Raw genomic sequence first — 26,916 nt, forward strand, 5'->3', positions numbered from 1 at the left:
GTGGCCCGGCGACGTGCTGCCGCTTTTCAGCCTGGATGAGGACATCATCATGCTCAACATGGAGGCACTGGACCTGGCGCGAATTCAATTCGCGTTCACGGTTTCGTTCCACATTATCTTCCCGGCGATCACCATCGGCCTGGCGAGTTTCCTCGCGGTACTCGAAGGCCTGTGGCTGAAAACCCGTGACGACACCTACCGCGATCTCTACCACTTCTGGTCGAAGATCTTTGCCGTCAACTTCGGCATGGGCGTGGTCTCGGGGCTGGTCATGGCGTACCAGTTCGGCACCAACTGGAGCGGCTTTTCCGACTTCGCCGGGAGCATCACCGGGCCGTTGCTGACCTATGAGGTGCTGACGGCGTTCTTCCTTGAGGCCGGTTTCCTCGGGGTCATGCTGTTCGGCTGGAACCGCGTCGGCCGTGGCTTGCACTTCTTTGCCACGGTGATGGTTGCCATTGGCACGCTGATTTCAACGTTCTGGATTCTCGCCTCCAACAGCTGGATGCAGACGCCGCAGGGCTTTGAAATTGTCGACGGTCGGGTGATGCCGCTGGACTGGCTGGCGATCGTGTTCAACCCGTCGTTTCCGTTCCGTCTGGCGCACATGGCGATCGCCGCGTTCGTCGCCACGGCCTTCTTCGTTGGCTCGTCGGCGGCCTGGCATTTGCTGCGCGGCAACAATACCGCGCCGGTGCGCAGGATGTTTTCCATGGCGTTGTGGATGGCGCTGATCGTGGCGCCGATTCAGGCGGTGGTCGGTGACGCCCATGGCTTGAACACCCTGGAGCATCAACCGGCAAAAATCGCCGCCATCGAGGGCCACTGGGAAAACGCCGACAACGGCCCGACACCGCTGGTGCTGTTCGGCATCCCCGACATGCAGGCGGAGAAGACCAAATACGCGCTGGAAATCCCGTACCTCGGTAGCCTGATCCTGACCCACAGCCTCGACAAGCAGATCCCGGCGCTCAAGAGCTTCCCGAAAGAAGACCGGCCGAACTCGACCATCATCTTCTGGAGTTTCCGCGTGATGGCCGGGCTGGGCATGTTGATGATCCTCGTCGGTCTGCTCGGTCTGGCGCTGCGCCGTGGCGGCAGGCTCTATCAGCATCGCGGCTTCCAGCGTCTGGTGTTGCTGATGGGGCCGAGCGGGTTGATCGCGTTGCTGGCCGGCTGGATCACTACCGAAGTCGGGCGTCAGCCGTGGGTGGTTTACGGCCTGATGCGCACCCATGACGCCGCGTCGCACCACTCGGTGGCGCAGATGAGCACCTCGCTGTTGCTGTTCGTGGTGATCTACTGCTCGGTGTTCACCGTGGGCATCGGCTACATGATGAAACTGGTGAAGAAGGGCCCGCAGCCGCATCACGAACATCCGCCGGAGGGCGATCAGTTGCAAACCCCGCGCCGGCCTATTTCGGCGGCTACCGCGCCGATGAAGGAGCACTGAGTCATGGGTATTCAAGGTATCGATCTCTCGTTGATCTGGGGTGTGATCATCGCCTTCGGGGTGATGATGTACGTGATCATGGACGGCTTCGATCTGGGCCTGGGCATCCTGTTTCCGCTGATCCCGGATGAGCAGGAGCGCGACGTGATGATGAACACAGTCGCCCCGGTGTGGGACGGCAACGAAACCTGGCTGGTGCTCGGTGGTGCGGCGTTGTATGGCGCCTTTCCACTGGCCTACGGGGTGATTCTGGAGGCGCTGTACCTGCCGCTGATCCTGATGCTCTGCGGGCTGATTTTCCGTGGCGTGGCGTTCGAGTTTCGCTTCAAGTCGTCAGCGCAAAAGCGTCACTGGTGGGACAAGGCGTTCATCGGCGGTTCGCTGCTGGCGACGTTCTCCCAGGGTGTGGCGATCGGCGCCTACGTGTCGGGTATTCCCGTGGTGAATCGGCAGTTTGCCGGTGGCGGCCTGGACTGGCTGGCGCCGTTTCCGCTGGTGTGCGGCGTCGGTCTGGTGGTGGCTTATGCGCTGCTGGGCAGCACCTGGTTGCTGGTCAAGACCGAAGGCATGCTCGAGTCGCGGATGCGTCTGTTCACCCGGCCGCTGGCGTGGTTGCTGACGGCTATGGTGGTGGTGATTGGCACGTGGACACTGAAGTTGCACCCGGAATTGGGCACTCGCTGGTCGACCAGCGGGCACTTGATGGTGTTCGCCGGGTTGGTGATGCTGGCACTGCTGGCGTTGTTCGGGCTGCTGCGCACCTTGCGTCAGCGTCACACCCACTGGCCGTTCGTGTTCACTCTGGTGTTGATGCTGCTCGGTTACATCGGCCTGGCGTTGAGCATCTGGCCAAACATCATCCCGCCATCGGTGAGCCTGTGGGCGGCGGCGTCTCCGCCTTCGAGCCAGTTGTTCGCCTTGATCGGCGCACTGTTCATCCTGCCGGTGATCCTGATGTACACCTTCTGGAGCTACTACGTATTCCGCGGCAAAGTGAGGATTGGCGATGGCTACCATTGATTCGCGTGAGGTCAAAACCAGCCGCTGGTACAAGCGCCTGGGCTGGTTGTTGCTGATCTGGTTCGGCAGTGTCGTGTCACTCGCCGTGGTGGCGAGTGTGCTGAAACTGGCGATGTATGCAGCGGGGATGAGGACCCACTGACAATAAAAAAACCGGAGCCATGACTCCGGTTTTTTTTGTGCCTGCAATTCTGAACATCGCAGATGTCCCCGGTGGGAGCGGGCTTGCTCGCGAAGGCGTCCGCTCAGTGGACATCGATGCTGAATGTGCCGGCCCCTTCGTGAGCAAGCCCACACCCACCCTAGATTGCGGCCAGCCCCCAATCCTTCATCCACCACCAATCCCACCCTGGATTTCGGCTAGCCGCAAATTCTTCATCCAGCAGCAATCCCCTGTGGGAGCGGGCTTGCTCGCGAAGGCGTCAGGTCAGCCGACATTGATGCTGAGTGTGCCGGCCTCTTCGTGAGCAAGCCCACTCCCACCCTGGATTGCGGCCAGCCCCGAATTCTTCATCCACCACCAATCCCACCTTGGATTTCGGCCAGCCGCAAATTCTTCATCCAGCAGCAATCCCCTGTGGGAGCGGGCTTGCTCGCGAAAGCGTCAGGTCAGCTGACACTGATGCTGAATGTGCTGGCCTCTTCGTGAGCAAGCCCACTCCCACCCTTTTTCTGGTGCACAGACACATCCTGCCAACAAACATGTTCGGCGCACTGTGATGGCTGATCTAGCCTTTTTTTGAATTCAACCATGAACAAGGCAAAGGAATGCCCAAGCGTTACTCATCACATCGCCTGCGAACCGGCCGTCATTGCGAAGAAAATCAGATCTACCTACTAACCGCCAATACTTTGGGGCGTGAGCCGGTGTTCACGGATTACAGGCTCGGCCGGTTGGTTGTGCATCAGTTCAGGCAGGCGCAGGAAGAGGGATTTGCCGACACATTGGCATGGGTGGTTATGCCCGATCATTTTCATTGGCTGATCCAATTGCAAAAAGGAACACTTGGCCAATTGATGTGCCAGGTCAAATCCCTGAGTACTCGTTCAGTCAACACAGCGAGCGGTAGATCCGGAGGCCTTTGGCAGCAAGGTTTTCATGATCATGCATTACGTCGAGAGGAGGATCTGGTGAAACTGGCCCGCTATGTAGTGGCTAATCCACTGCGGGCCGGACTGGTAAAAAAACTCGGTGACTATCCGTTATGGGATGCGATCTGGGTTTGAACTCAGGATGTGCATTCACCGCCTTGCATCAGAATAAACGCGATCCCTGTGGGAGCGGGCTTGCTCGCGAAAGCGTCAGGTCAGTCGCCACCGATGCTGAATGTGCCGGCCCCTTCGTGAGTAAGCCCACTCCCACCCTTGATCGCGGCCAGCCCCGAAATCTTCATTCAGCGACAATCCCCTGTGGGAGCGGGCTTGCTCGCGAAGGCGTCCGCTCAGTCGATACCGATGCTGAATGTGCCGGCCCCTTCGTGAGTAAGCCCACTCCCACCCTTGATCGCGGCCAGCCCCGAAATCTTCATTCAGCGACAATCCCCTGTGGGAGCGGGCTTGCTCGCGAAGGCGTCCGCTCAGTCGATACCGATGCTGAATGTGCCGGCCCCTTCGTGAGCAAGCCCACTCCCACCCTTGATCGCGGCCAGCCGCAAATCCTTCATTCACCGACGATCCCCAGTGGGAGCGGGCTTGCTCGCGAAGGCGTCCGCTCAGTCGACACCGATGTTGAATGTGCCGGCCCCTTCGTGAGCAAGCCCACTCCCACCCTTGATCGCGGCCAGCCCCGAATCCTTCATCCACCACCAATCCCCACATCGGATCTTCGGTGTTTTCTGAAGAGGAGTTACTGCGCCCCAAACATCGCCGTCCAGTAGATCCCGGCGCTGCTCTTTGGATCGGTCGCGTAGGCGGCGCCGAGTTCTTTGTATTGCGGGTTCATCAGGTTGGCGCAGTGGCCGGGGCTGGCGAGCCAGCCGTCGACGACCTTGCGCACGGTGTCTTGCCCGGCGGCGATGTTTTCGCCGACCAGTTGACCGCTGTAGCCGGCCAGTTCGGCGCGGTCTCCGGGTGTGCGGCCGTCGCGGTCCTTGTGGTCGAAGTAGTTGTTGTTGGCCATGTCGCGGCTGTGATCCTGGGAAATCGTGCCCAGGCTCGCGTTCCAGGCCAGTGGCCCGGCCGCGGCAAAGGCCTGGCCGCCGCATTGGCGCGGCTGGGCGCGGGCGGCGTTGAGTTGTTCGAGCAACTTCTGGCCTTCGCTCTGCGCATCACCGAGTTTCGCCGAGAGCAACGGTCGCGCCAGCACAATGCGCCAGTCACGATCAGCACGGCTGACACCGACATCGACGAACTGCGGATCCAGCACCACCTGACAGAAGCTCTCCTGAATCGCCTTCATCGCCGACGCCGCATCCCGTGGGCCGTTGAGGGTGATCGCCTGCACGTTGACCATCGGGTAGCTGGCGCTGGCCATGGCCTGTTGCAGATCGACCGCACCGGCGGCCGGCAGTCTCAGCCGTGGATCGGCCGACAGCGGTGGCAGTTCACTGGACGCCTGGCTGCCGCAACGCTGCGGTTGGCTGCGGTAGGCATTGATCGACTCGATCAGTTGCGACTCGTCGGCAGCCATGGCCGAGGCGGCCACGGCCAGGCCCACGGACAGCGCGGCAAAACGCAAGACGGATGGCATGAAGCGCATGGAAATCTCCCTTGAGCTGAGTGCGCTCATGATGCGCGAAAGGCCCCCGGTCAGTGCAATGTCTTTTTCTTCATCGAGCGGTTTTTTCTGCGGAACGTTACGTCGGTATTTGCCGTCTACACTCTCCGAAGGCCCCGGGAACCGGGCGTCTCCCCCACGAAACACCTTGCCCGGAACGGGCGTTGCCGGAAGAACTGACATGGGATTGAAATGGTTGGCTGGCTGTTTCGCATTAACCCTTATGGCCGGCGTTGTGAACGCCACCGATCAGACCCCGATCAAGGCCAAGGCCGAAGAGAAAGCCCAGGTGCTGGAAGAAAAGGCCGCCGACAAAGTCAGCGCGGCGCCAGCACCCAAATCCGAAGCGATCACCCCCACTGAAGTGCAGGCGGTTGACCCCGCCGGCACCGCGCCGCTGGACGATCCGATCACCTGCCTGGCGCGCAGTATCTACTGGGAAGCCAAGGGCCGCGACACGCTGGAAATGGAGGCGGTGGCCAACGTGGTGATGAACCGCCTCGGCCATGACGGCTTCCCCGACACCGTGTGTGCAGTCGTCAAGCAAGGTTCGGAAACCAAGAGCTGCCAGTTCTCCTGGTGGTGCGATGGCAAGGCCGATCAGGTCAAGGAAGACGCCGAATACACCCTGGCCAAGGACATCGCCGGTAAGGCGCTCAACCGCCAGTTGCCGGATCGCACCCATGGCGCACTGTACTTCCATGATCGCCAGGTGCATCCGAGCTGGGCCAAGGAGTACAAAAAGACCGCCGCGGTCGGCAAATTCCTGTTCTACAAACCGTCTGGGGGCGATGCGCGTTAAACGCAGACTTCTCGTACACAATTGCGCAACCAGCGGTGCGCCGGGTCGGCGTCCATGCGCGGGTGCCAGAGCATCGACACGCTGATCGGCGGCATCCTGAAGGGCAGGGCGAAGCTGTGCAGGCCCATGCGCAGCTTGCTGGTGTGACGCTCCGGAACCGTGGCGATCAGGTCCGATTCGCGGACCAGCGTCAGCGCCGCCGAAAAGCCGCCGAATGACGTGACGATATCCCGCGTCAGACCTGCGGCGAGCAACGCTTCGTCGACCGGGCCGCTGCTGCGCCCGCGCCGTGAGATCAGAATGTGCTGGCCGCCGGCAAAGCGTTTGCTGCTGATCTTGCCCGAGCTCAACGGATGGCCCTCACGAACCACACCGATCCAGTGATCCTCAAACAGAATGCGGCTGTGCAGCGTCGGGTCGGTGCTGTCGTCGACCACGCCGGTCTCCAGATCGACCCGGCCTTCGCGCAGCGGCGTGCTGTCCTTGTCGGCTTTCTGCACAAAGCGCAGGCGCACGCCGGGTGCTTCTTCAGCGATGCGCGCGAGCAGCGCGGCGGCGAAGGTTTCGACAAAACCGTCGGTGTTGCGCAGGGTGAAGGTGCGCTGCAATTGGCCGGGATCGAGCACTTCGGCGGGACGCAACACCGCCTCGGCTTCCTGCACCAGAGCGCTGACCCGCTCACGCAATTCCAGCGCACGCGGGGTCGGCACCAGACCTCGGCCGGCGCGCACCAGCAACGGATCGCCAGTGGTTTCGCGCAGCCGGGCCAGGGCGCGGCTCATCGCTGACGGGCTCAGCCGCAGAATGTGCGCGGCGCGGGCGACGCTGCCTTCGCGCAACAACACGTCGAGGGTGATCAACAGGTTCAGATCCGGTGTGCTCATGACATGGCGTTCCGTGCAGGTATCAAGTGCAAAGCATGCGTCTTGCGCCTTGCCTTGTCGAGACGCAGGCTATGCCGTCTGACCTTTGCACCAGGAGCGCCCGATGCCCGGATCCCCCTTGCCCCCTCAAGCCCGCTGGGCGCTGACCAGTCTGGCGCTGTCGATGTTGATGCCGTCGCTGGACACCAGCATCGCCAATGCCGGATTACCGACCTTGGCTGCAGCGTTCGAGGCGACGTTTCAACAGGTGCAGTGGATCGTGCTGGCCTACCTGCTGGCGGTCACCACGTTGATTGTCAGTGTCGGGCGTCTGGGCGATGTGTTCGGGCGGCGACGCCTGCTGCTGATCGGCATCGGCATTTTTACCAGTGCTTCGCTGTGCTGTGCGCTGGCGCCGGGGCTGGGCTGGTTGATCGGCGCGCGGGCCGTGCAGGGCCTTGGCGCGGCGATCATGTTCGCCTTGACGGTGGCGCTGGTGGCGGATGCGGTGCCCAAGGCGCGAGCGGGCAGCGCGATGGGTTTGCTGGCAACCATGTCGGCCACCGGCACCAGCCTCGGGCCATCGCTGGGTGGTCTGCTGATCGCGCATGTCGGCTGGCCGTCGATCTTTGTCCTCAACGTGCCATTGGGCCTGCTCAATGCGTGGCTGGTTTATCGTTATCTACCGGCCGATCGCCCGGCCAAATCGGCAGTCGCGTTTGATTACCTCGGCACCGTGGTGCTGGTATTGACGCTGGCCGCCTACGCGCTGGCGATGACGCTCGATGGCTACACGCTGATGTTGCTGCTGGTCAGCCTGTGCGGGGCAGGGGTGTTTGTTGCGGTCGAGATGAACGCCAGGGCGCCGCTGATTCGCCTGTCATTGTTTGCCGACGCACGTCTGAGCAGCAGCCTGGCGCTAACGTTGCTGGTAACGACGGTGATGATGACCACGCTGGTGGTCGGGCCGTTTTACCTGAGCCGGGGCCTGGGACTGGGCAGCACCGTGGTCGGCCTGGCATTGTCGGTCGGGCCGCTGCTGGCGGCGTGTGGCGGGGTGCCGGCGGGGCGTCTGGTGGATCGCTTCGGTGCGCGGCGGGTGGTGCCGGGGGCGTTGTTCGGGTTGGCCGGTGGTTGCAGTTTGTTGGCGTTGTTGCCGATGAGTCTCGGTCTGCCGGCGTATCTGCTGCCGATGGCGATCATTGCCAGCAATTACGCGTTGTTTCAGGCGGCCAACAATAGCGGGTTGATGGCCATGGTCAGTCAGGATCAGCGCGGCGTGGTGTCGGCCCTGCTCGGGCTGTCACGCAATCTCGGACTGATCACTGGCGCGGCGTTCATGGGTGCGGTGTTTGCCTTCGCTACGGGCGACCCGACGCAAGCCCCGGCCGAGGTCATCGGCAGTGGCTTGCACAGCACGTTCGGGGTTGCGGCGGCGCTGATGGTCGTGGCCCTGATCGTCAGCTGGCGTGGGTACTCAAGATGCTCGCCACTTGCTGCGGCTGGCAGTTGAGGTACGGCGAGGACTTCAGCCAGCGCTGGTCTGGGTACCAGGAGAACATGAACTGGCCGTCCTTGAGTTTATCGATCACCTGCTTCGCCACTTGCGGGCGCACCGCCGGGCAACCCTGGCTGCGACCGATACGGCCCTGACGCTTGCTCCACAACGGATTCACGTAGTCGGCGGCGTGGATCACGATGGCCCGGTCGCGGGCCAGGTCATTGAAGCCCGGTTCCAGACCGTCCATGCGCAGCGAATAACCGTGGGTCCCCTCGTAACTTTCCTGGGTGCGGAACAGACCGAGGCTGGACTGGTAACTGCCTTCGCGGTTGGAGAACTGGGTAGCGAAATTTTCCCCGGAATTTGAACCGTGGGCGACCAGATCGCGCAGCACCAGTTTCTTTCTGTTCAGATCGAAGATCCACAGCCGGCGGGCGGTGGAGGGCTGCGAATAGTCGATGATCGCCAGGTGGCGTGAGGGTCTCGCACCATTGTTCACTGCGCATTGCATGGCGCTCAAGGCACCTTTCAGCGCTTGGGGATTGAGTTCCGGCGCGGCGTGGGCGAGGCTGGTGAAGAGAACCGGCGATGGTTTGCCGGCGGCGAAAGCTGGGCTGCTCACGACGACGAGGGTCGCGGTGGTCAGCAGAAGTCGGCGCAAATACGTCAACATTTATAAAGTGTCCTCACTTGCTACTTATTTGGCACTTTGGCTCCTGACTCCCAGTCATACCCGACAGACCCCTGTTTCGAGCCTGACTGTTCAGCGCACCTGATGTAAGGTTGACCGTCATTCAGACGGCCACGGATTGGAGTAAAGCAGTTGTTCAAAAAGTACGCATGCTACTTGAGCATTTGTTTGCTCGCTGCGCCGTTTGTCGCTTGCGCCGATGAGCCGCTGCCACCGTTGCAGACCCTGCCGACGCCGCCGGCGGAAATGCCGCTCGAGCCGCAAAGTCCGCTGCAAGCGGTGCTGATCGGTTTACCCCAGGCGTGCCCGGCGATTGCCGCGCACCTGAGCGGCGCGGCGCTGACGCAATTGCAGGCGTTCTATCAGCAGCAGGACTGGATGCCGGTGTGGGCCAGCGAGTCCGGGCGTTTGCCGGCCTTGCGCGCGCAGTTACAGCTGTTGGCCGATGATGGCCTCAATCCCAAGCGCTACCCGGTGGCGGCCAACCCGCCGCAGGACGGCGAGTTGTGCGCCGATATCGACATCAGCCGCTCTTATCTTCAAGCCCTGCAGGACCTGCATTACGGTCGTCTGCTGCAATCGCATTTCGAGCCGCTGTGGCATTCCGATGACACCCCGCGTGATCGTCAGGCGGAATTGCTGGCGATCGCCGTGCCCGGTCTGCAGGACATCAAGACCGCGTTCGATCTGGCGCGTCCGCGTCTGGCGCAATACCAGAGCCTGCGCCACCTCTACGCCAGCCAGCGGCTGCAGGCCTTGCCGCACTGGCAGTCGGTGGGCAACGGCCCGTTGCTGCGCCCGGCGATGGAAGACAAACGCGTGCCGGAACTGGCCCAACGCCTGTTCAACGAAGGCTATCTGACTCACGCCATCGGTACGCCCGGCAATGCCTATGAGGGCGTGCTGGTGGAAGCGGTGAAGAGCTTTCAGGCCAACCATTCGTTGCAGGCCGACGGGGTAGTTGGGCCGGGGACGATTGCCGAGCTCAACATCAGCCCGCTGACCCGCCGCGAGCAATTGCGGGTCAACCTTGAGCGTTTCCGCTGGCTGGCGCAGGACATGGAACCCGACGGTTTGTTGGTCAACGTCGCCGCCGCCGAGCTGACCCTGTACCAGGCCGGCGTGCCGGTCTGGCAGACCCGTACTCAGGTCGGTCGCGCCGAACGCCAGACCCCGCTGCTGAAATCCCGGGTTACGCGTCTGACCCTGAACCCGACCTGGACCGTGCCGCCGACCATCTGGAAAGAAGACAAGCTGCCGGCGATCCGCAAGGACCAGACCTTCCTCAGCCGGCAGAATCTGCAGGTGCTCGACGCCCATGGTCAGCCGTTGGCCGCAGCGGATATCGACTGGGACAACCCCGGCAACATCATGCTGCGCCAGGAGGCCGGGCCGCGTAATCCGCTGGGGCAACTGGTGATCCGCTTCCCCAACCCCTTCGCGGTGTACCTGCACGATACGCCGAGCAAGGCCCTGTTCGACAAAGGCCCGCGCGCCTTCAGCTCCGGCTGTGTGCGGGTCGAGCACCCGATGCAACTGCGCGACCTGTTGCTGACCCCGGCGGAACGCACCCGCACCGACACCTTGCTCGCTACCGGCAGCACCCACGAATTCCGTCTGTCGGCACCGGTGCCGATCCTCATGACCTACTGGACGGCGCAGGTCGGCAAGGATGGGCAGGTGCGTTATGCGCCGGATATCTACAGCCGCGACAGCGCACTGCTCGCCGGTCTCGACGGCGCACACTGAGTTCCGGATTTACAGCAGCCCCCCCTGTGGGAGCGGGCTTGCTCGCGAAAGCGTCAGTTCAGCCGCCATTAATGCTGACTGTACCGGCCCCTTCGTGAGCAAGCCCACTCCCACACTTGATCGTGGCCAGCCCTGAATCCTTCATCCACCACAGCCCCTGTGGGAGCGGGCTTGCTCGCGAAAGCGTCAGGTCAGCCAACATCAATGCTGACTGTGCCGACCCCTTCGTGAGCAAGCCCACTCCCACCCTTGATCGTGGCCAGCCCTGAATCCTTCATCCACTACAGTTCTCTGTGTAGCCAGTGTGATTCGTGGCAGTTGCGCGGCGTCTAGCCCCAGTGTCCCCGCAATCCCATGGGGCGAGACTTCGGAACCCGGCATGCAAGCGCTGTTGAACGAGATTCTTGACGCTGTCCGGCCCTTGATCGGGCAGGGCAAAGTGGCTGATTACATTCCCGCCCTCGGCACCGTGCCGGCCAATCAGCTGGGCATTGCGGTGTATGGCAACGACGGCGAAATGTATTGCGCCGGCGACGCCGAGACGCCGTTCTCGGTGCAGAGTATTTCCAAGGTGTTCAGCCTGGTGCAGGCGATCGAGCATTCCGGCGAGGCGATCTGGGAGCGTCTGGGGCACGAGCCGTCCGGCCAGCCGTTCAACTCGCTGGTGCAACTGGAGTTCGAACGCGGGCGCCCGCGCAATCCGTTCATCAACGCCGGGGCGCTGGTGATCTGCGACATCAACCAGTCGCGTTTCGCCGCGCCAGCCCTGTCGATGCGCGACTTCGTGCGGCGCCTGTCGGGCAATCCACAGGTGATCGTCGACGGCAAGGTCGCCGAGTCCGAATACCAGCATCGCGCCCGCAACGCGGCCATGGCGTACCTGATGCAATCCTTCGGCAACTTCCACAACGACGTCGAAGCGGTGCTGCGCAGTTACTTCAGCCACTGCGCGTTGCGCATGAACTGCATCGATCTGGCCCGCGCATTCTGCTTCCTCGCCAACGACGGTTTCTGCAAGCACAGCGGCGAACAGATCCTCACTCGGCGCCAGACTCAGCAGGTCAACTCGATCATGGCCACCAGCGGCCTGTACGACGAGGCCGGCAACTTCGCTTATCGCGTCGGCTTGCCGGGCAAGAGCGGGGTTGGCGGCGGCATTGTCGCGGTGGTGCCGGGGCAGTTCAGCGTGTGCGTGTGGTCGCCGGAACTCAATGCTGCCGGTAACTCGCTGGCGGGGATGGCGGCGCTGGAGATGCTCAGTTCGCGGATTGGCTGGTCGGTGTTCTGACCCGATCTTCCAAACACTAAAAAAACCCTGTGGGAGCGAGCCTGCTCGCGAAAGCGTCGTGCCTGTCGATGCATCTCTCGCTGACCCACCGCATTCGCGAGCAGGCTCGCTCCCACAAGGGTTTTGTGTTGCCTCGGAGAGCGCAGTTCCTATACATTTTCCGGCCGCCCCTCTTATGGTGAATCCGCTTCATGTCTCTTGCGCTCGAACGTCTAGTCGCTGGCACGCCGATCCCTTTCGCTGGTAACCGCGTGACCGTGGTCAGCCCCGAACTGGCGGCGCGGTTTCAGCCCGGTGACCACCTGCTGGTCGAGCAGGTGAGTGGCGAGCTGTTGCTGATTCCGGTGGTCGATCAACAAGCGGCTGCGGTGGCAATCGAGCGTGCTGAAGCGGCATTCACTGCATTGTCGGCAGTCTCCGACGAAGCCATCAGCCACTTCTTCGATCTGTTCGCGCAACGCCTGGAAACCGCGGAGTGCTGGAACCTGATCGAAGCCGCCAACCTGGCCGACATCGAACGCGCCAAGGCCCGTGGCCGCTCGACCACCCGACTGCTCGCCGACGAACGCATGCGCCGCGACATGATCGCCGGTCTGCGCGCCTGGCGGGATGTGCCGGCCACGCGCGGCAAGGTCATCAGCTGCGTCGAACACGACGGCTGGAAGGTCGAGCAAGTGGTATCGCCGCTGGGCATCGTGGCGTTCGTGTTTGAAGGACGGCCGAACGTGTTCGCCGATGCCGCCGGCGTACTGCGCACCGGCAACACCGCGGTGCTGCGCATCGGCAGCGATGCATTGGGCACCGCGCAAGCAATCGTCACTCACGCGCTGAACCCGGCGCTGGCCGATGCCGGTCTGCCGGCGGGTGCGGTGTCGCTGGTGGAAAGCGTCAATCACGCCGCCGGTTGGGCGATGTTCGCCGACCGGCGTTTGTCGCTGGCGGTGGCCCGGGGTTCGGGGCGTGCGGTCAGCCAGTTGGGCAGCATCGCCCAGCAGGCGGGCACGGCGGTCAGCCTGCACGGCACTGGTGGCGCGTGGCTGATAGCCGATCGTCACGCCGATGCCACACGTTTTGCCGCCGTGGTGCGTAATTCGCTGGATCGCAAAGTCTGCAACACGCTGAACGTCTGCCTGATTCAACGTGATCGCGCCATCGAACTGGTGCCGCTGTTTCTCGATGCGCTGAAGCAGGCCGGTACCGCACGCGGTCAGGGCTGCAAATTGCACATCGTCGCAGGCAGCGAAAGTTACCTGCCGGCCGAGTGGCACAACGCGACGGTCGAGGTCTATCGCGCCGAGGGTTATCAGACCGAAGCCCTGGCCGAAGTGCTGGCGGAATCCGAATTGGGCTGCGAGTGGGAGTGGGAAGAAACCCCGGAAGTCAGCCTGATGATCGTCGACGATCTGGATCAGGCGATCGCGCTGTTCAACCGCTACAGCCCACAGTTCACGGTGTCGCTGATCAGCGAGGATGCTGCTGCGCAAGAGCGTTTTTACAACGCGGTGAACGCGCCGTTTGTGGGTAACGGGATTACCCGTTGGGTCGATGGCCAGTACGCGCTGAACAAGCCGGAACTGGGGCTTTCGAACTGGGAGAGTGGGCGCCTGTTTGCGCGCAGTGCGATTCTTTCGGGGGATGGCGTGTTTACGGTGCGTAGCCGTATGACCCAGATCGACCTCAGCGTAAAACGCTGATCTGAACACCAAACCTGTGGCGAGGGAGCTTGCTCCCGCTGGTCTGCGCAGCAGACCCAAATAAGCGAGGGCCGCTGCGCGCCCCAGCGGGAGCAAGCTCCCTCGCCACAGAGTTGCACTGTTCTCCTTCAGGCGGCTGCGCTAGTGTTTGCCTGAACGGCGCACGTCGCCGGCTGCTCAGCCAACGGCACAAACGTGCGCCGATCCGCCGCCAGCGCATCGATCGAGCCGGTCTCGATGTCATACACCCAGCCATGCAGGTTCAGCAGGCCTTTCTCCTGGGCCAGGCGCACGCTCGGGTGGGTCTGAATGTTCGCCAGTTGCGCGATCACATTTTCCCGCACCATCGAACTCAATTTCGCCGCGTCACTGGCATGCGGCCGCGCCTCGTTCACCACTTTCGCCGACTCGGCATGTTGCAGCCAGCCGCTGACGGCGGGCAGGTGATCCATGCATTTGCATTGGGCAATCGCGGTCATCGCGCCGCAATCGGAGTGGCCGCAGATCACGATGTCCGTCACCCCAAGTACCGCCACCGCGTATTCCACCGTCGCCGAAACCCCGCCCGGATGCGGGCTGTAGGACGGCACGATATTGCCGGCGTTGCGGATCACGAACAGCTCGCCGGGTTCTTGCTGGGTCAGCAGTTCCGGCACCACACGGCTGTCGGAACAGGTGATGAACAAGGTGCCCGGGGTTTGAGTGGTCGCCAAGTGCTTGAACAGCTCGGTGCGTTGCGGAAACGCCTCGTTCTGGAACTTCAGGAAGCCTTCGATCAGGTTTTTCATGGTGTTGTCCTCTCAGTTCGAACAGCCGGTGCCGAATTCGCTGTATTGAAGAATGTGTTTTGCGCCGTGGCTGTCGAGGTAGGTCATCTCGACCGGTACAACGCCGCAGACGTCGGCGACCGGGGTGATGTTCACGATTTCAGCAATATCCAGAGTCATGCCGTATCGATAGGCAATCGCCTCTTCATCAGCCTGGGCCTGGGCGGCAAGGCCGGCGAGCAGGGTCAGGATCAACAGAATTTTGTGCATGGGGCAGCCTCCAGGCAGATGTGGTGACGACTTGGCAATTGAGGTTTGGATGGGCCCGCACACGGGGTGCGGGCCGGGGTGGATCAGAACGGGCGCAGCGGCAGGAACTTGCCGTCGAGGGTGACCACGGCGCGGGAGCCGCCTTCCGGGTCTTCGACTTTCTTGATGTCGAGTTTGAAGTTGATGGCGCTGATGATGCCGTCGCCGAACTGCTCGTGGACCAGGGCTTTGAGGGTGGTGCCGTAGATCTGGATCATCTCGTGGAAGCGGTAGATGGTCGGGTCGGTCGGCACACCGCTGAGGCTGCCACGCAGCGGGATGATCTGCAGGGCGGCAACGGCGTCGGCGTCCAGTTCGAGTTTGTCGCCAACCACTTGCGCGGCGTTTTGTGGCAGTGGGTGCTGGCCGAGGAGGGCGGCGGTGACGTAGGCCAGGCTCAGGCCGGTGCCATCGGCAAGATCCTGCCATGACAAATTCTTGCGGGCCTTGATGTCGAGAATGCGCGTGGTCAGGGTCAGGCTGGCATCGTTATAGGCGTGGGACTGTTGCATGGTGTCACTCCTTTCAAGGTTGGCTTGCTGTCTGGGAGCCATCTTCTGCCGATTGATCCATAGCGTCCAAGACCGATATACAATGCTTCGCATAAGTCCTGCCTATAGATGGTGATCCCATGCTGCTGCGACATTTGCGATATCTGCTGGCCGTTGCCGATCACGGCGGCTTCACCCGGGCGGCGGAGGCGTTGCATGTGTCGCAGCCGACCTTGTCGCAACAGATCCGCCAACTGGAGGAAAGCCTCGGGGTGAATCTGTTCGACCGCACCTCGCGCACCGTTAAACCCACCGATGCCGGTGAGGCTTACATTGAGTGTGCGCGGCGCGTGCTGGTGGAGTTGGAGGCGGGCAAGCGGGCGTTGCATGACGTGAAGGATCTGTCCCGTGGCAGCTTGCGGCTGGCCATGACGCCGACGTTCATGGCCTATCTGGTCGGGCCGTTGGTGCGTGATTTCGCCGCACGCTATCCGGGTATCCATCTGCAGATTTTCGAGCTGTCGATGGATGATATCGAGGCGGGGCTAGCGGACGATTCGCTGGACATCGCGATTGCCTTTACCCCGGTGCGCCACCCGGACATCGAGTGTATTCCGGCGTTTACTGAAACCCTGGGGATCATGGTCGGGCGCGAGCATCCGCTGTACGACAGCAGCGCGGTGCTGACATCGAGTGATCTTGCGCAACTGGATTTCGCCTTGCTGGCGCCAGATTTCATCACACGGTTATCGATCGATGAGTATTTCCGTCAGCAGGGGATCACGCCACAGGTGCGGATCGAGGTGAACTCGGTGAGTACGTTGCTGGAGGTGGTGCGGCATTCGCCGATGGCGACGATGTTGCCCGAAGCGATTGCCAGCGAAGACCGGGCGTTGCGTCGCTTGAGCGTAGAGAATGAAGCACCGCAGCGTGGGGCGGCGTTGTTGCGGCGCCGCAATAATTACCACAGTGCGGCGGCGGTGGCGTTCATGAATCTGGTCCTGCACACGAAAATCTGACCAACAACACAGCCCCCCCTGTGGGAGCGGGCTTGCTCGCGAATGCGGTGTCTCAGTTGAGGTGATGGTGACTGACCCGGCCCATTCGCGAGCAAGCCCGCTCCCACAGGATTGTGTGGTGAATTGCGGATATAAAAAGGGCCTGCTTCTGTTGGAAGCAGGCCCCTTTTATTTATTGAAGTTGTAAATCAGTAGAACCGGTCAATCACCCGAACTTCATTCTTGTTCTGCATCGAATCCCACGCCTGTTTCAGCGTCTGCAGCACATTACTGATGAAGTCCTTGTCGGCCGCAGCTTTCTTGCCGACATAACCGTGGCCGCGGCGGTACATCTTCAGGCGGGCCAGCAGGTTCTGGTTGCTGCGGTCGAATTCTTCCTCACCAGCATGGGGCGACAGGCAGTCGATATGCACCTGACCCGACTTGCTGATCCAGAGAATGTGGCTGTCGTGGCTGTCTTTTTGCGCAGCGAACATACGAGCCAGTTCTTCGATAGTAGGTTGATTGTTCAGATTCATGATGTTTGCCCCTTGACCAGTCTGGTGATCTTTCAAAGTTGATTCGCTAATACAGGTAGCCCATCGGTTAGTTGATCCCTGGCACCGAAACCAGGACGTCAGCCGTCGCCCGTGTGAAGTACGGGGTCATGCGTCTGTTGCATGTAGTCGTGTTGAATAACTGCTACGCAATAGCGTCACAACGAGGAGAAGCAGCGAAAACCGGGAGGCTCCTTGACGACGTTTTCAGGGTCGACCACAAGCGTCTTGAGAATTTTCGCCAGCGCTTCTCGTCCTTGTACTGGACGTTCAGGCCAGGTCAGCTTCTTCAATCTGCCTTGTGGGCAGCGTGTATCCGGAAAAAACAACTCGGCGGTCAGACGAGTTTGCTCAAGCGTGTTACCGATGTTCCCGATCGGGGAACGTCTTCATCATGCAAAAGCAAAACGGTGCCGTCAACGGTTTTGTAGTGATTATTTTTGTTCACTACATATTGTCGGACAAAGCTGTTTTGGAATGAGAAAAGATCCGTTCAGGCAGCGGATGCTGGGGCGCGCAGGACGTAGAAGGTGCAGGGGTAACCGTCCACGGCACGCTGTTGGCGGGTGAATGCGCCGCCAGTCAATTCGGGGATCAACCTGGCCCAGAAGCGCTGCGCAGGCAGGTTGGCGTCGATGTGGAAAATCTGCCATTGACCGGGCAGACGGCTCAAGAGGGCAGAGACGACAAACTGCGCGACGCCTTGGCCACGAAAGCGTCGGGTGAGGAAAAAGTAGCCGATGTTGTGTTCGGCGCCGTCGATGTGGGTGTCGTCATCCACGGTCACGAAGCCGGCCAGTTCACCGTCGACGCGGATCAGGAACGGTTGGGTGGCTGGATTGCGCCAGTAATCGTCTTTCTGCTGAATGCTGAAGAAGCCATGTTCGCCGAGTTTCAGTGGTAGCCATTGGCTGAAGTCGTACATGTAGAACTGCATGAGGTTTTCGATGGTTTGCAGTTCGTCGCGGTGGGCGGCTAGCAGTTCGATGCTGGGCATTGGGTTAACTCCCTGCGGTGATGAACCCGATAATGTGAACTCACACCTTGTGGTGAGGGGATAAATCCCCTCACCACAGAATCCCCCACCAGAGTAAAGATCATTACTTCGTTGTGCGTTTGGCTGCCCCGGCGGTTTTACTGCGCGTCGATTTGCGTTTCTTCTTCCACGGCGCCGCAGCCTTGCCGGCCGGTGGCGGGCCGCTGATGGTCAGGCTCAGTGCAGAACAGCGGCTGACCTGCTTGCTCATCCACGCCGCCTGTTTGGTGACGAACTCTTCCAGGCTCATCTCGCCGCTCTGCACCATGTCCAGCGCCTGTTCCCAGATGGCGGTGGTGCCGGGATCGGCAATCGCCCGGGGCACGGCGTCGATCAGGCTGAAGGCCGCCGGCGTCGCGGCCAGTGCCTTGCCGTTCTTCACCAGATAACCTCGATCCAGCAGACCCTGAATGATTGAGGCGCGTGTCGCTTCGGTGCCGATGCCGGTGGTGTCCTTGAGTTTCTGTTTGAGCAGCGGATCTTCCACCAGTTTGGCGACGTTCTTCATCGCCTTGATCAGGTCGCCCTCGGTGTAGGGCTTCGGCGGCTGGGTCCACAGATCCTTGAGGTTCACGCCGGCCACGGCGCAATCGATACCCTGGCTCAGCGCCGGCAGGGTTTGCGGGGCTGGCGCTTCACGGCCCTTGGCCGGGGCGAGGGCTTCGGGCAAGGCGCGCTTCCAGCCCGGTTCGATGATCTGCTTGCCGACGGCACGCAACGCTTCCCCGGCGCAATCGAAGTCGGCCTGGGTGCGATCGTATTCATGGTTGGGCAGAAATTGCGCCAGATAACGCGCACGAATCAGCGTGTAGACCGCCCGGTGTTTACCGCTCAGACGCTCGAGATTCTTGGCTGCCGCTGTGGGGATGATGCCGTGGTGGGCGCTGACCTTGGCGTCGTTCCACGCCCGCGAGCGGCGCTGCGGGTCGAGGTGACCGTTCAACACGTCAAGGCTCGGGTCGGCCTGACGCAGTGCCGCCAGTATCCCCGGCGCCTCGCTGTGCTGGCTCAGCGGCAGAAAGCCGCAATCGCTGCGCGGGTAGGTGATGACCTTGTAGGTTTCGTAAAGGGCCTGGGCGATGTCGAGAGTTTCCTGGGCGCCGAGACCGAGTTTCTTCGAGCAGACCTCCTGCAGGGTGCCCAGATCGAATGGCAGCGGTGCCACTTCACGCATGCGTTCAGTGCGCAGTTTGACCACCCGCGCACTGGCGGCGCTGTTCAGAGCGGCGGCTGCCTGCTGGGCCAGCGCCTGATTCAGACAGCGATCCTGCTCGTCGCAAACGTCCGAGGGCGCACGCCATTGTGCGGTGAACGGCGTGCCATCGTGCAGCAGTTGCACATCGATCGCCCAATACGGCACCGGCACGAAGTCGGCGATGCTGCGGTCGCGATCCACCACCAGCCGCAGTGTCGGCGTCTGCACCCGACCGACCGGTAGCACACCCTGATAGCCGGACTGCCGGCCCAATAGTGTGAACAGGCGACTCATGTTCATGCCGATCAGCCAGTCGGCCCGCGAGCGCCCCAGCGCCGAGTGATACAGGCTGAAGGTTTCCGCCCCTGGCTTCAGCGCGGCCAGAGCCTTGCGGATCGATGCTTCATCCAGCGCCGACAGCCACAAGCGGCGGATCGGCCCGCGATAGCGGCAGTGCTCGACCAGTTCCCGGGCGATCATTTCGCCCTCACGGTCGGCGTCGGTGGCGATGATCAGTTCGCTGGCCTCGCCGAGCAGGCGCTTGACCGCTTTGTACTGGCTGGCGGTGCGCGGCTTGACGGTCATTTTCCACTTGTCGGGAATGATCGGCAGATCCGCCAGCACCCAGCGCTTGTAGCGCGCGTCGTAGGCATCCGGCGGCGCGGTTTCCAGCAGATGGCCGATGCACCAGGTCACCGTGACGTCCGTTCCCAGCCAGCAGCCGTCGCCCCGACGCCTGGCGCCCAGCACGGCCGCGATGTCTTTGGCCTGGGAAGGTTTTTCACAGAGGTACAGCCGCATAACCACCGTCGTCGATCAGTTCACTGGAGGTGCACAGGATGGCCGCAGTTGGCGCTCGGGGCAACTTTTATCTGTATGGATATACAGATCAAAACATTGCCGGAGATGACCGGTATTACCGGGACGTCGCGAGCGGCTATCGAGAAATCGATTGGCAAGGCAGTTGACGCCCGTGTCAGGTTCACCGGGCTTCTTAGAAACGCGAGTGAGCGGACGATCTCGTCGTGGATTGCCGTGCTCGACGCGTATTGCCAACTCTGAAACAAGGAAGTCCCACCATGGCTCAAGCCAAAGCGAAAACCAGCAGCGCCTATGACGAAGTGAACGCCTTCAGCCACCTGTACGACCGTGGCGTCGGCCTGGTGAACGGCAAACCGTCGTTCACCGCCGATCAGGCAGCCGACGAAATCCTGCGCAAAAACCTGTCGTGGCACGACAAGAACGGCGACGGCAAAATCTCCCTGACCTACACCTTCCTCACCGAGAAACCGGCGAACTACAACCCGAACCTCGGCAACTTCAGCCAGTTCAGCGCGCAGCAGAAAGCTCAAGCCGTGCTGGCCATGCAATCCTGGGCTGACGTGGCCAAGGTCACGTTCACTGAAGGCAAGGGCGGCGACGGCCACATGACCTTCGGCAACTACGACGTCAGCACCGGCGGCGCGGCGTTCGCCTACCTGCCGAGCGGCGGCAGCTATGACGGTCAGTCGTGGTACCTGATCAACAATCAATATCAGGTCAACAAGACCCCGGACACCAACAACTACGGGCGTCAGACCCTGACCCACGAGATCGGTCACACCCTCGGCCTGTCGCACCCGGGGGCCTACAACGCCGGCAACGGCAGCCCGACCTACAACGACGCCAAGTACGCCGAAGACACCCGTGGTTACAGCCTGATGAGCTACTGGAGCGAAGCCAACACCGACCAGAACTTCAGCAAGGACGGCAGCGGCGCTTACGCCTCGGCACCGTTGCTCGACGATATCGTGGCGGTGCAGAAACTCTATGGCGCCAACTATGCAACCCGCGCCGATGACACCACCTACGGTTTCGGCTCCAACGCCGGCCGCGATTTCTACAGCGCGACATCGGTGGCGTCGAAAGTTGTGTTCTCAGTGTGGGACGGTGGCGGTAACGATACGCTGAACTTCTCCGGCTTCACCCAGAACCAGAAGATCAACCTCAATGAGGGTTCGTTCTCTGACGTTGGCGGGCTGGTCGGCAACGTATCGATTGCCTATGGCGTGACCTTAGAGAATGCGGTTGGCGGTTCGGGCAATGACCTGCTGATCGGCAACTCGGCCGTCAACCATCTGTTCGGCGGAGCCGGCAACGACATCCTTTACGGCGGTGGCGGCGCGGATGTGCTGTGGGGCGGCGAGGGCGCAGACACCTTCGTGTTCGGCGCAGCCAGCGATTCGACCGACAACCAGCCGGACTGGATCATGGATTTCAAGAGCGGCGTGGACAAGATCGACCTCTCGGGCATCGCCGCGTTTGCCACGGGGGCGGCGTCACTGAACTTTGTCAGCAGTTTCACCGGCCACGCGGGCGATGCGATCCTGACTTACTACGCGCAGAACGGTCAGACCGGGCTGCTGGTCGATCTGACCGGGCAGGGGCAGGTTGACTTTGCCGTGGGTGTGGTGGGGCAGGCGGTGGCGACTGATATCGTGGTTTGATGTGAAATGACAGGGCCAACCTGACGCTTGTGGCGAGGGAGCTTGCTCCCGCTCGGCGGCGAAGCCGTCGCAAAACCTGAAATCGCGTTATACCTGATGCAGCGCGATTTCCGGATTTGGGTCTGCTATGCAGCCCAGCGGGAGCAAGCTCCCTCGCCACTGTTCATTTGTCCCTGGAGAACCCCCATGAGCACCACCGGCCTCAATCCCGTCATCACCCTCGAAGAACTCCCCGGTTGCCTGCTGGTGAAATTCCACGGCATCCAGGTCGCGGCGTCCTCGCATGTGCTGGTGCTCCATGAGGCCAACTACCCGCCGGTGTACTACGTGCCCCGCGAAGACATCGACGAGAAATACTTCGCCCGCACCGACCACACCAGTTACTGCCCGTACAAGGGCGATGCCAATTACTTCAGCCTGCAAGTGCCGGGGCATGAGGGGGCGAATGCGGTGTGGACGTACGAGAAACCGAAAATCTCGGTGGAGCAGATCAAGAACTATGTGGCGTTTTATCCCGATCAGGTGAAGTTTGAAGTGATCAAGGCTGACGCTTAGTTCCTGGATGAAGAGATTTAATTGTGGCGAGGGGATTTATCCCCGATGGACTACGTAGTAGTCCCATTTTTCACGGGGGGCGCTACGCACCCCATCGGGGATAAATCCCCTCGCCACAGGTTTTTTTCACCAAAGGATCATGTGTGCAGGTTCAGATTCAGTTCTTGTCCAGATCGATATTCTTGGTCTCACGCAAACAGATCATCCCCACCACCAGGCTGACCCCGGTAATCAGCACCGGGTACCACAGCCCATAGAAAATATCCCCGGTGTACACCACCAGCGCGAATGACACCGTTGGCAGGAATCCACCAAACCAGCCATTGCCGATGTGATACGGCAGGGACATCGAGGTGTAGCGGATGCGGGTCGGGAACAGTTCGACCATCAGCGCAGCCAGCGGGCCGTAGCACATGGCCGAGATGATGATCAGCGCGACGATCAGCGCCACGATCATCGGTTTGTTGATCTGTTGCAGGTCGGCCTGTTGCGGGTAGCCGGCGAGGGTCACCGCGCCGCGCAGGGCGGATTCGTCGTAGCCGTCGATTTTCACGTCGCCGACGCTCACCTGCACGCCGCTGCCGGCCGGGGCGGCGACGCTGGAGTAGGGCAGGCCCTGCTTGACCAGGAAGGTCTTGACCTTGTCGCACGGGCTGTCGAATTTGGCCTTGCCCACCGGGTCGAACTGGAAGGTGCAGGTCGCCGGATCGGCCAGCACGGTGATCGGCGCCTGACGGCTGGCCTGATCGATAGCCGGGTTGGCATAGTGCGCCAGGGATTTGAAGATCGGGAAGTACAACGCGGTCGCCAGCAGCAGCCCGAGCATCAGCACTGGTTTGCGTCCGACCTTGTCCGACAGCCAGCCGAAAATGATGAAGAACGGCGCGCCGATCACCACGCTGATAATCAGCAGGCTGTTGGCCACCGCCGGGTCCATTTTCAGGAACTGGGTGAGGAAGAACAGCACGTAAAATTGCGCAGCGTAGAAGGTCACCGCTTGCCCGGCGTTGATGCTGAACAGCGCGATCAGCACGACCTTGAGGTTCTCCCATTTGCCGAAGGATTCGCGGATCGGCGCTTTCGAGGCTTTGCCTTCCTCTTTCATTTTCAGGTACGCCGGCGACTCGTGCAGGCTCAGGCGGATCCAGGTGGAAATGCCCAGCAGCACGATCGACAGCAGGAACGGGATGCGCCAACCCCAGACTTCAAACTGATCGCCAGTGAAGTAGCGGCAACCGAGCACCACCAGCAGCGACAGCAGCAGGCCGAGGGTTGCAGTGGATTGAATCCAACTGGTGTGGAAGCCGCGTTTGCCGATTGGCGCGTGTTCCGCCACATAGGTCGCAGCACCGCCGTATTCACCGCCCAGGGCCAGACCCTGAAGCATGCGCAGCACCACCAGAATGATCGGCGCGGCAATGCCGATGCTGGCGTAGGTCGGCAGCAGGCCGACGCAGAACGTGGCGATCCCCATCAGAATGATGGTCGCGAGGAAGGTGTATTTGCGCCCGATCATGTCCCCCAACCGACCGAACACCAGCGCCCCGAACGGCCGCACGATAAACCCGGCGGCAAAGGCCATCAGCGCGAAGATGAACGCCGTGGTGTCGTTGACCCCGGCGAAAAACTGCTTGCTGATCACCGCCGCGAGGGCGCCGTAGAGGAAGAAGTCATACCACTCGAACACCGTCCCCAGGGACGAGGCGAAGATGACTTTCTGCGTGGCATTGCTGGTGCTGGCGCCGCTCGCGGCGTCCAGCGGCTGAGCGTGTTCTGACATGTCGGTATCCCTCACAGTGATTGTTTTTGTTGTTCCACTGGTGTTGCGTGTCCGGGTGAGTCTTGAATTGACGCAGTTCTTGTAGGAGTGAGCCTGCTCGCGATGGCGGTGTATCAGCCAACGGAAATGTTGAACGTTATTCCGTCATCGCGAGCAGGCTCGCTCCTACAAGGGTGGAGTTCGGAGCGGTTGGGTTGAGGATCAACTGCGCCGCCTTCTCGGCAATCATCAGCGTAGGCGAACAGGTGTTGCCCGAGGTGATGCGCGGCATGATCGAGGCGTCGGCGATGCGCAGGCCGGGCACGCCATGCACGCGCAATTGCGCATCGACCACCGCTTCCGCGTCATTGCCCATGCGACAGGTGCCGACCGGATGGAAAATCGTCGTGCCGATGCGCGCGGCCGCTTCGTGCAATTGCTCCTCGCTTTGCAGGTTGTCGCCGGGCAAATATTCCACCGGTTTGAACGCTTGCAGGGCCGGGGCGCTGACGATGCGCCGGGTTAGGCGGATCGCGTCGGCGGCCACGCGCAGGTCTACAGGATGGCTGAGGTAGTTCGGTTGAATCAGCGGTGCTTCCTGCGGGTCTGCCGAACGGATGTCGATGCGGCCACGGCTCTGCGGACGCAGATCACACACCGACGCGGTGAACGCCGGAAAGCTGTGCAACGGCTCGCCAAAGCGCTCCAGCGACAGCGGCTGCACGTGATACTCAAGGTTGGCGGAAGTCTGCTCCGGCCCGGATCGGGCAAATGCTCCGAGCTGACTCGGCGCCATCGACAGCGGCCCGCTGCGGTCATACAGATAACGCAGGCCCATGCCCATCTTGCCCCACACGCTGCCGGCGATCTGATTCAGGGTGCGGGCGTTCTGCAGTTTGTAGATCAGGCGCAGTTGCAGGTGATCCTGCAGATTGCCGCCGACCCCCGGCAGCTCATGAATCACCCCGATGCCGAGGCGCTCGAGCAGCGGACGCGGGCCGATCCCGGAGCGTTGCAGAATGCTCGGCGAACCGACGGCGCCGGCGCACAACACAATCTCCTTGCGCGCCTTGAAGCTTTTCACCTGACCGTCGTGACGGGCGCTGACCTTCGATGCGCGACCGTTTTCCAGCAGCACCCGATCCACTTCAACCCCGGTCAGCACCGTCAGATTGACCCGCTCGCGAACAGGTTTGAGAAAAGCCTTGGCCGCGTTCCAGCGCACTCCTGATTTCTGGTTGACCTGAAAGTAGCCGCAACCCTCGTTGTCGCCCTGATTGAAGTCGTCGATGCTGGCGATGCCGCTCTGCTCGGCTGCGCTGCGAAACGCGTCGAGAATCGGCCATGACAGCCGCTGTTGCTCGACCCGCCATTCACCCTTGGCACCGTGAAATTCAGCGGCGCCGGCAAAGTGGTTTTCGCTCTGTTTGAACAGCGGCAGCACGTCGTTCCAGGCCCAGCCCGGATTGCCCTCGGCGGCCCAGCCGTCGTAGTCACCAGCCTGGCCGCGCATGTAGATCATGCCGTTGATCGAGGAGCAGCCACCGAGCACTTTGCCGCGTGGGTAGCTCAGGCTGCGACCTTGCAGGCCGGGTTGCGCTTCGGTCTTGAAGCACCAGTCTGTGCGCGGGTTGCCGATGCAGAACAGGTAACCCACGGGGATGTGAATCCACGCATAGTTGTCGCGTCCGCCGGCTTCGAGCAGCAACACCCGCTGCTGTTTGTCTGCCGACAGTCGATTGGCTAGCAGGCATCCGGCGGGGCCGGCGCCGACCACGATGTAGTCGTATTCTTCAAGGGAAGTCTGCATTCCCTGACCTCGCTTTTTGTTTTTATTGTCGGACACTCTAGTTGTTAGCTTTCGTTAAAAGAATGTTAGTTTTTGCGCAGCCGCTGTGCGTTTTCAAACAGCCCGGATTGACCATAGCTGACAAGGACACCCCATGTTCGACTGGAACGACCTGCGGTTCTTTCTTGAGTTGCAACGCAGCGGCCGCCTGCTCACCGCTGCCCGGCGCTTGAACACTACTCACGCCACCGTGGCCCGACACATCGAGGCGATCGAAAAAAGCCTCGGCACCGCGCTGTTCGTCCAGCACGCCCAAGGCTATGAAATGACCCCGGCGGGGGAGGCGCTGCTCAAGCACGCCGAAGCCATGGAAAACGTCGCACTGCTGGCCCAGGAAGAAATCACCCAGTCCACCGCACCGCTGGGCAAGATCCGTGTCGGCGTCACTGAAGGGCTGGGCATCAAGTTTCTCGCCAGCCGGATGATCGGCCTGTTCGAACGCTATCCGGGGCTGGAAGTGGAACTGGTCGCCGTGCCGCGCTTCGTCAGCATCCTCAATCGCGAGGCGGAAATCAGCATTCATCTGGAACGTCCGGCGGCCGACATGCTGGTCACGCGCAAGCTCACCGACTATCGATTGGCGCTCTATGCCAGCCAACGCTACCTCGACAACGCACCGCCGTTGCGCAGCCGCGAAGACCTCGGGCGGCATGCGTGGATCGGTTATGTCGATGATCTGCTGTTCAGTCAGGAACTGATGTTCCTCAACAGCTTCTGCCGCAGCCCGCGTGTGGTGTTCCATAGCACCAGCGTCATCGCCCAGCAGGAAGCGGCGCGCTCGGGATTGGGCATTGCGGTGTTGCCTTGCTACATGGCCGCGTCGGATCCGGATCTGGTGGCGTTGTTGCCGGATGACAGCATCGAGCGCAGTTACTGGATCAGCACCCGGCGCGAGCTGCACAAGTCGGTGCGGCTGCGGGTGGTCTGGGATTATGTCGTCGGCCTTTGCGAGGCGGAGCAAGGCCTGTTGCGCGGCTAGTCCTGCCCTGCACAAATCCCCCTGTGGGAGCCAGCCTGCTGGCGAAGGCGGTGTGTCTGTGACATAGGAATCGACTGACATTACGCGGATAGTTCTGCTTGCATAAAACCCTGTGGGAGCGGGCTTGCCCGCGATGGCGGTGAATCAGCCAATGGTGA

At 61.6% G+C, this 26,916-nt stretch carries 24 protein-coding genes; 13 read left to right on the forward strand and 11 right to left on the reverse strand.

Going from position 1 to position 26,916, the window contains the following annotated elements; genetic code table 11:
- Positions 1-49: 49 nt before the first annotated feature.
- From H043_RS0109900 to H043_RS0109915, 4 genes are all read left to right on the forward strand, one after another.
- Complete coding sequence (locus H043_RS0109900) at positions 50-1,453, forward strand: cytochrome ubiquinol oxidase subunit I (RefSeq protein ID WP_027611714.1); 1,404 nt, start codon at positions 50-52, stop codon at positions 1,451-1,453.
- 3 nt (positions 1,454-1,456) lie between these two features.
- The gene (gene cydB / locus H043_RS0109905; protein WP_027611715.1) at positions 1,457-2,473 is read left to right on the forward strand and encodes a cytochrome d ubiquinol oxidase subunit II; all 1,017 of its coding nucleotides are present in this window, start codon (positions 1,457-1,459) and stop codon (positions 2,471-2,473) included.
- Positions 2,460-2,615 carry a DUF2474 family protein gene (locus H043_RS29685; RefSeq protein WP_081730198.1) on the forward strand — a complete coding sequence of 52 codons (156 nt, stop codon included), beginning with the start codon at positions 2,460-2,462 and terminating at the stop codon, positions 2,613-2,615. The genes cydB and H043_RS29685 overlap by 14 nt, the downstream gene beginning before the upstream one ends.
- A gap of 626 nt (positions 2,616-3,241) precedes the next feature.
- Positions 3,242-3,700, forward strand: coding sequence for a transposase (locus H043_RS0109915; RefSeq protein ID WP_027611716.1), 459 nt, complete (start codon positions 3,242-3,244; stop codon positions 3,698-3,700).
- Positions 3,701-4,319: 619 nt separating this feature from the next.
- Here the strand turns inward: H043_RS0109915 and H043_RS0109920 are convergent.
- Positions 4,320-5,171, reverse strand: coding sequence for a CAP domain-containing protein (locus tag H043_RS0109920; RefSeq protein ID WP_027611717.1), 852 nt, complete (start codon positions 5,169-5,171; stop codon positions 4,320-4,322).
- Positions 5,172-5,370: 199 nt separating this feature from the next.
- Between H043_RS0109920 and H043_RS0109925 the strand changes: the two genes are divergently transcribed.
- A complete protein-coding gene (locus H043_RS0109925; protein ID WP_027611718.1) occupies positions 5,371-5,991 on the forward strand; it encodes a cell wall hydrolase in 621 nt (206 codons plus the stop codon).
- Here H043_RS0109925 and H043_RS0109930 read toward each other — a convergent pair.
- Positions 5,988-6,875 carry a LysR family transcriptional regulator gene (locus H043_RS0109930; RefSeq protein ID WP_027611719.1) on the reverse strand — a complete coding sequence of 296 codons (888 nt, stop codon included), beginning with the start codon at positions 6,873-6,875 and terminating at the stop codon, positions 5,988-5,990. The genes H043_RS0109925 and H043_RS0109930 overlap by 4 nt on opposite strands.
- A gap of 103 nt (positions 6,876-6,978) precedes the next feature.
- Here H043_RS0109930 and H043_RS0109935 point away from each other — a divergent pair, with 103 nt between their 5' ends.
- Positions 6,979-8,367, forward strand: coding sequence for an MFS transporter (locus tag H043_RS0109935; RefSeq protein ID WP_027611720.1), 1,389 nt, complete (start codon positions 6,979-6,981; stop codon positions 8,365-8,367).
- Here H043_RS0109935 and H043_RS0109940 read toward each other — a convergent pair.
- Entirely contained in the window at positions 8,315-9,028 is a 714-nt protein-coding gene (locus tag H043_RS0109940) for a murein L,D-transpeptidase catalytic domain family protein (protein WP_027611721.1), read from the reverse strand. The genes H043_RS0109935 and H043_RS0109940 overlap by 53 nt on opposite strands.
- A gap of 150 nt (positions 9,029-9,178) precedes the next feature.
- Between H043_RS0109940 and H043_RS0109945 the strand changes: the two genes are divergently transcribed.
- The 3 genes from H043_RS0109945 (at position 9,179) to H043_RS0109955 (ending at position 13,777) form a co-directional block, all read left to right on the forward strand.
- Entirely contained in the window at positions 9,179-10,795 is a 1,617-nt protein-coding gene (locus H043_RS0109945) for a murein L,D-transpeptidase (RefSeq protein ID WP_027611722.1), read from the forward strand.
- Between the two features lie 379 nt (positions 10,796-11,174).
- Positions 11,175-12,083, forward strand: a complete 909-nt coding sequence (glsB, locus tag H043_RS0109950) for a glutaminase B (RefSeq protein WP_027611723.1) — start codon at positions 11,175-11,177, stop codon at positions 12,081-12,083.
- A gap of 191 nt (positions 12,084-12,274) precedes the next feature.
- Positions 12,275-13,777, forward strand: coding sequence for an aldehyde dehydrogenase family protein (locus H043_RS0109955; protein ID WP_027611724.1), 1,503 nt, complete (start codon positions 12,275-12,277; stop codon positions 13,775-13,777).
- Positions 13,778-13,905: 128 nt separating this feature from the next.
- On the opposite strand, the gene H043_RS0109960 is transcribed toward H043_RS0109955, so the two are convergent.
- From H043_RS0109960 to cynS, 3 genes are all read right to left on the reverse strand, one after another.
- Positions 13,906-14,565 carry a carbonic anhydrase gene (locus H043_RS0109960; RefSeq protein ID WP_027611725.1) on the reverse strand — a complete coding sequence of 220 codons (660 nt, stop codon included), beginning with the start codon at positions 14,563-14,565 and terminating at the stop codon, positions 13,906-13,908.
- Positions 14,566-14,577: 12 nt separating this feature from the next.
- Positions 14,578-14,814 (reverse strand): DUF2790 domain-containing protein, encoded by a 237-nt coding sequence (locus tag H043_RS0109965; protein WP_027611726.1) that lies wholly within the window; start codon positions 14,812-14,814, stop codon positions 14,578-14,580.
- A gap of 83 nt (positions 14,815-14,897) precedes the next feature.
- Entirely contained in the window at positions 14,898-15,365 is a 468-nt protein-coding gene (cynS, locus tag H043_RS0109970) for a cyanase (protein WP_049827830.1), read from the reverse strand.
- 119 nt (positions 15,366-15,484) lie between these two features.
- On the opposite strand from cynS, the gene cynR reads away from it, so the two are divergent.
- Entirely contained in the window at positions 15,485-16,363 is an 879-nt protein-coding gene (gene cynR / locus H043_RS0109975; protein ID WP_027611728.1) for a transcriptional regulator CynR, read from the forward strand.
- 188 nt (positions 16,364-16,551) lie between these two features.
- Here cynR and H043_RS0109980 read toward each other — a convergent pair whose 3' ends face one another.
- From H043_RS0109980 to H043_RS0109990, 3 genes are all read right to left on the reverse strand, one after another.
- Complete coding sequence (locus H043_RS0109980; RefSeq protein WP_027611729.1) at positions 16,552-16,881, reverse strand: hypothetical protein; 330 nt, start codon at positions 16,879-16,881, stop codon at positions 16,552-16,554.
- A gap of 511 nt (positions 16,882-17,392) precedes the next feature.
- Positions 17,393-17,896: a GNAT family N-acetyltransferase gene (locus H043_RS0109985; protein ID WP_027611730.1), complete on the reverse strand. Its 504-nt coding sequence runs from the start codon at positions 17,894-17,896 to the stop codon at positions 17,393-17,395.
- Positions 17,897-17,999: 103 nt separating this feature from the next.
- A complete protein-coding gene (locus H043_RS0109990; RefSeq protein ID WP_027611731.1) occupies positions 18,000-19,931 on the reverse strand; it encodes a DNA topoisomerase III in 1,932 nt (643 codons plus the stop codon).
- 278 nt (positions 19,932-20,209) lie between these two features.
- Between H043_RS0109990 and H043_RS0110000 the strand changes: the two genes are divergently transcribed.
- Together H043_RS0110000 and H043_RS0110005 are read left to right on the forward strand one after the other, a co-directional pair.
- Complete coding sequence (locus tag H043_RS0110000; RefSeq protein WP_027611733.1) at positions 20,210-21,616, forward strand: serralysin family metalloprotease; 1,407 nt, start codon at positions 20,210-20,212, stop codon at positions 21,614-21,616.
- Positions 21,617-21,802: 186 nt separating this feature from the next.
- Positions 21,803-22,171 carry a DUF427 domain-containing protein gene (locus H043_RS0110005; RefSeq protein ID WP_027611734.1) on the forward strand — a complete coding sequence of 123 codons (369 nt, stop codon included), beginning with the start codon at positions 21,803-21,805 and terminating at the stop codon, positions 22,169-22,171.
- A gap of 157 nt (positions 22,172-22,328) precedes the next feature.
- Here H043_RS0110005 and H043_RS0110010 read toward each other — a convergent pair whose 3' ends face one another.
- Together H043_RS0110010 and H043_RS0110015 are read right to left on the reverse strand one after the other, a co-directional pair.
- On the reverse strand, positions 22,329-23,951 hold the full coding sequence (locus H043_RS0110010) for an MFS transporter (protein ID WP_027611735.1): 1,623 nt from the start codon (positions 23,949-23,951) through the stop codon (positions 22,329-22,331).
- A gap of 136 nt (positions 23,952-24,087) precedes the next feature.
- Entirely contained in the window at positions 24,088-25,740 is a 1,653-nt protein-coding gene (locus H043_RS0110015) for a GMC family oxidoreductase (RefSeq protein WP_027611736.1), read from the reverse strand.
- A gap of 133 nt (positions 25,741-25,873) precedes the next feature.
- Here H043_RS0110015 and H043_RS0110020 point away from each other — a divergent pair, with 133 nt between their 5' ends.
- Positions 25,874-26,758: a LysR family transcriptional regulator gene (locus H043_RS0110020; protein ID WP_007966865.1), complete on the forward strand. Its 885-nt coding sequence runs from the start codon at positions 25,874-25,876 to the stop codon at positions 26,756-26,758.
- Positions 26,759-26,916: the final 158 nt, after the last annotated feature.

Source organism: Pseudomonas sp. URIL14HWK12:I6, assembly GCF_000514195.1.
GTDB classification, from domain to species: domain Bacteria; phylum Pseudomonadota; class Gammaproteobacteria; order Pseudomonadales; family Pseudomonadaceae; genus Aquipseudomonas; species Aquipseudomonas putida_A.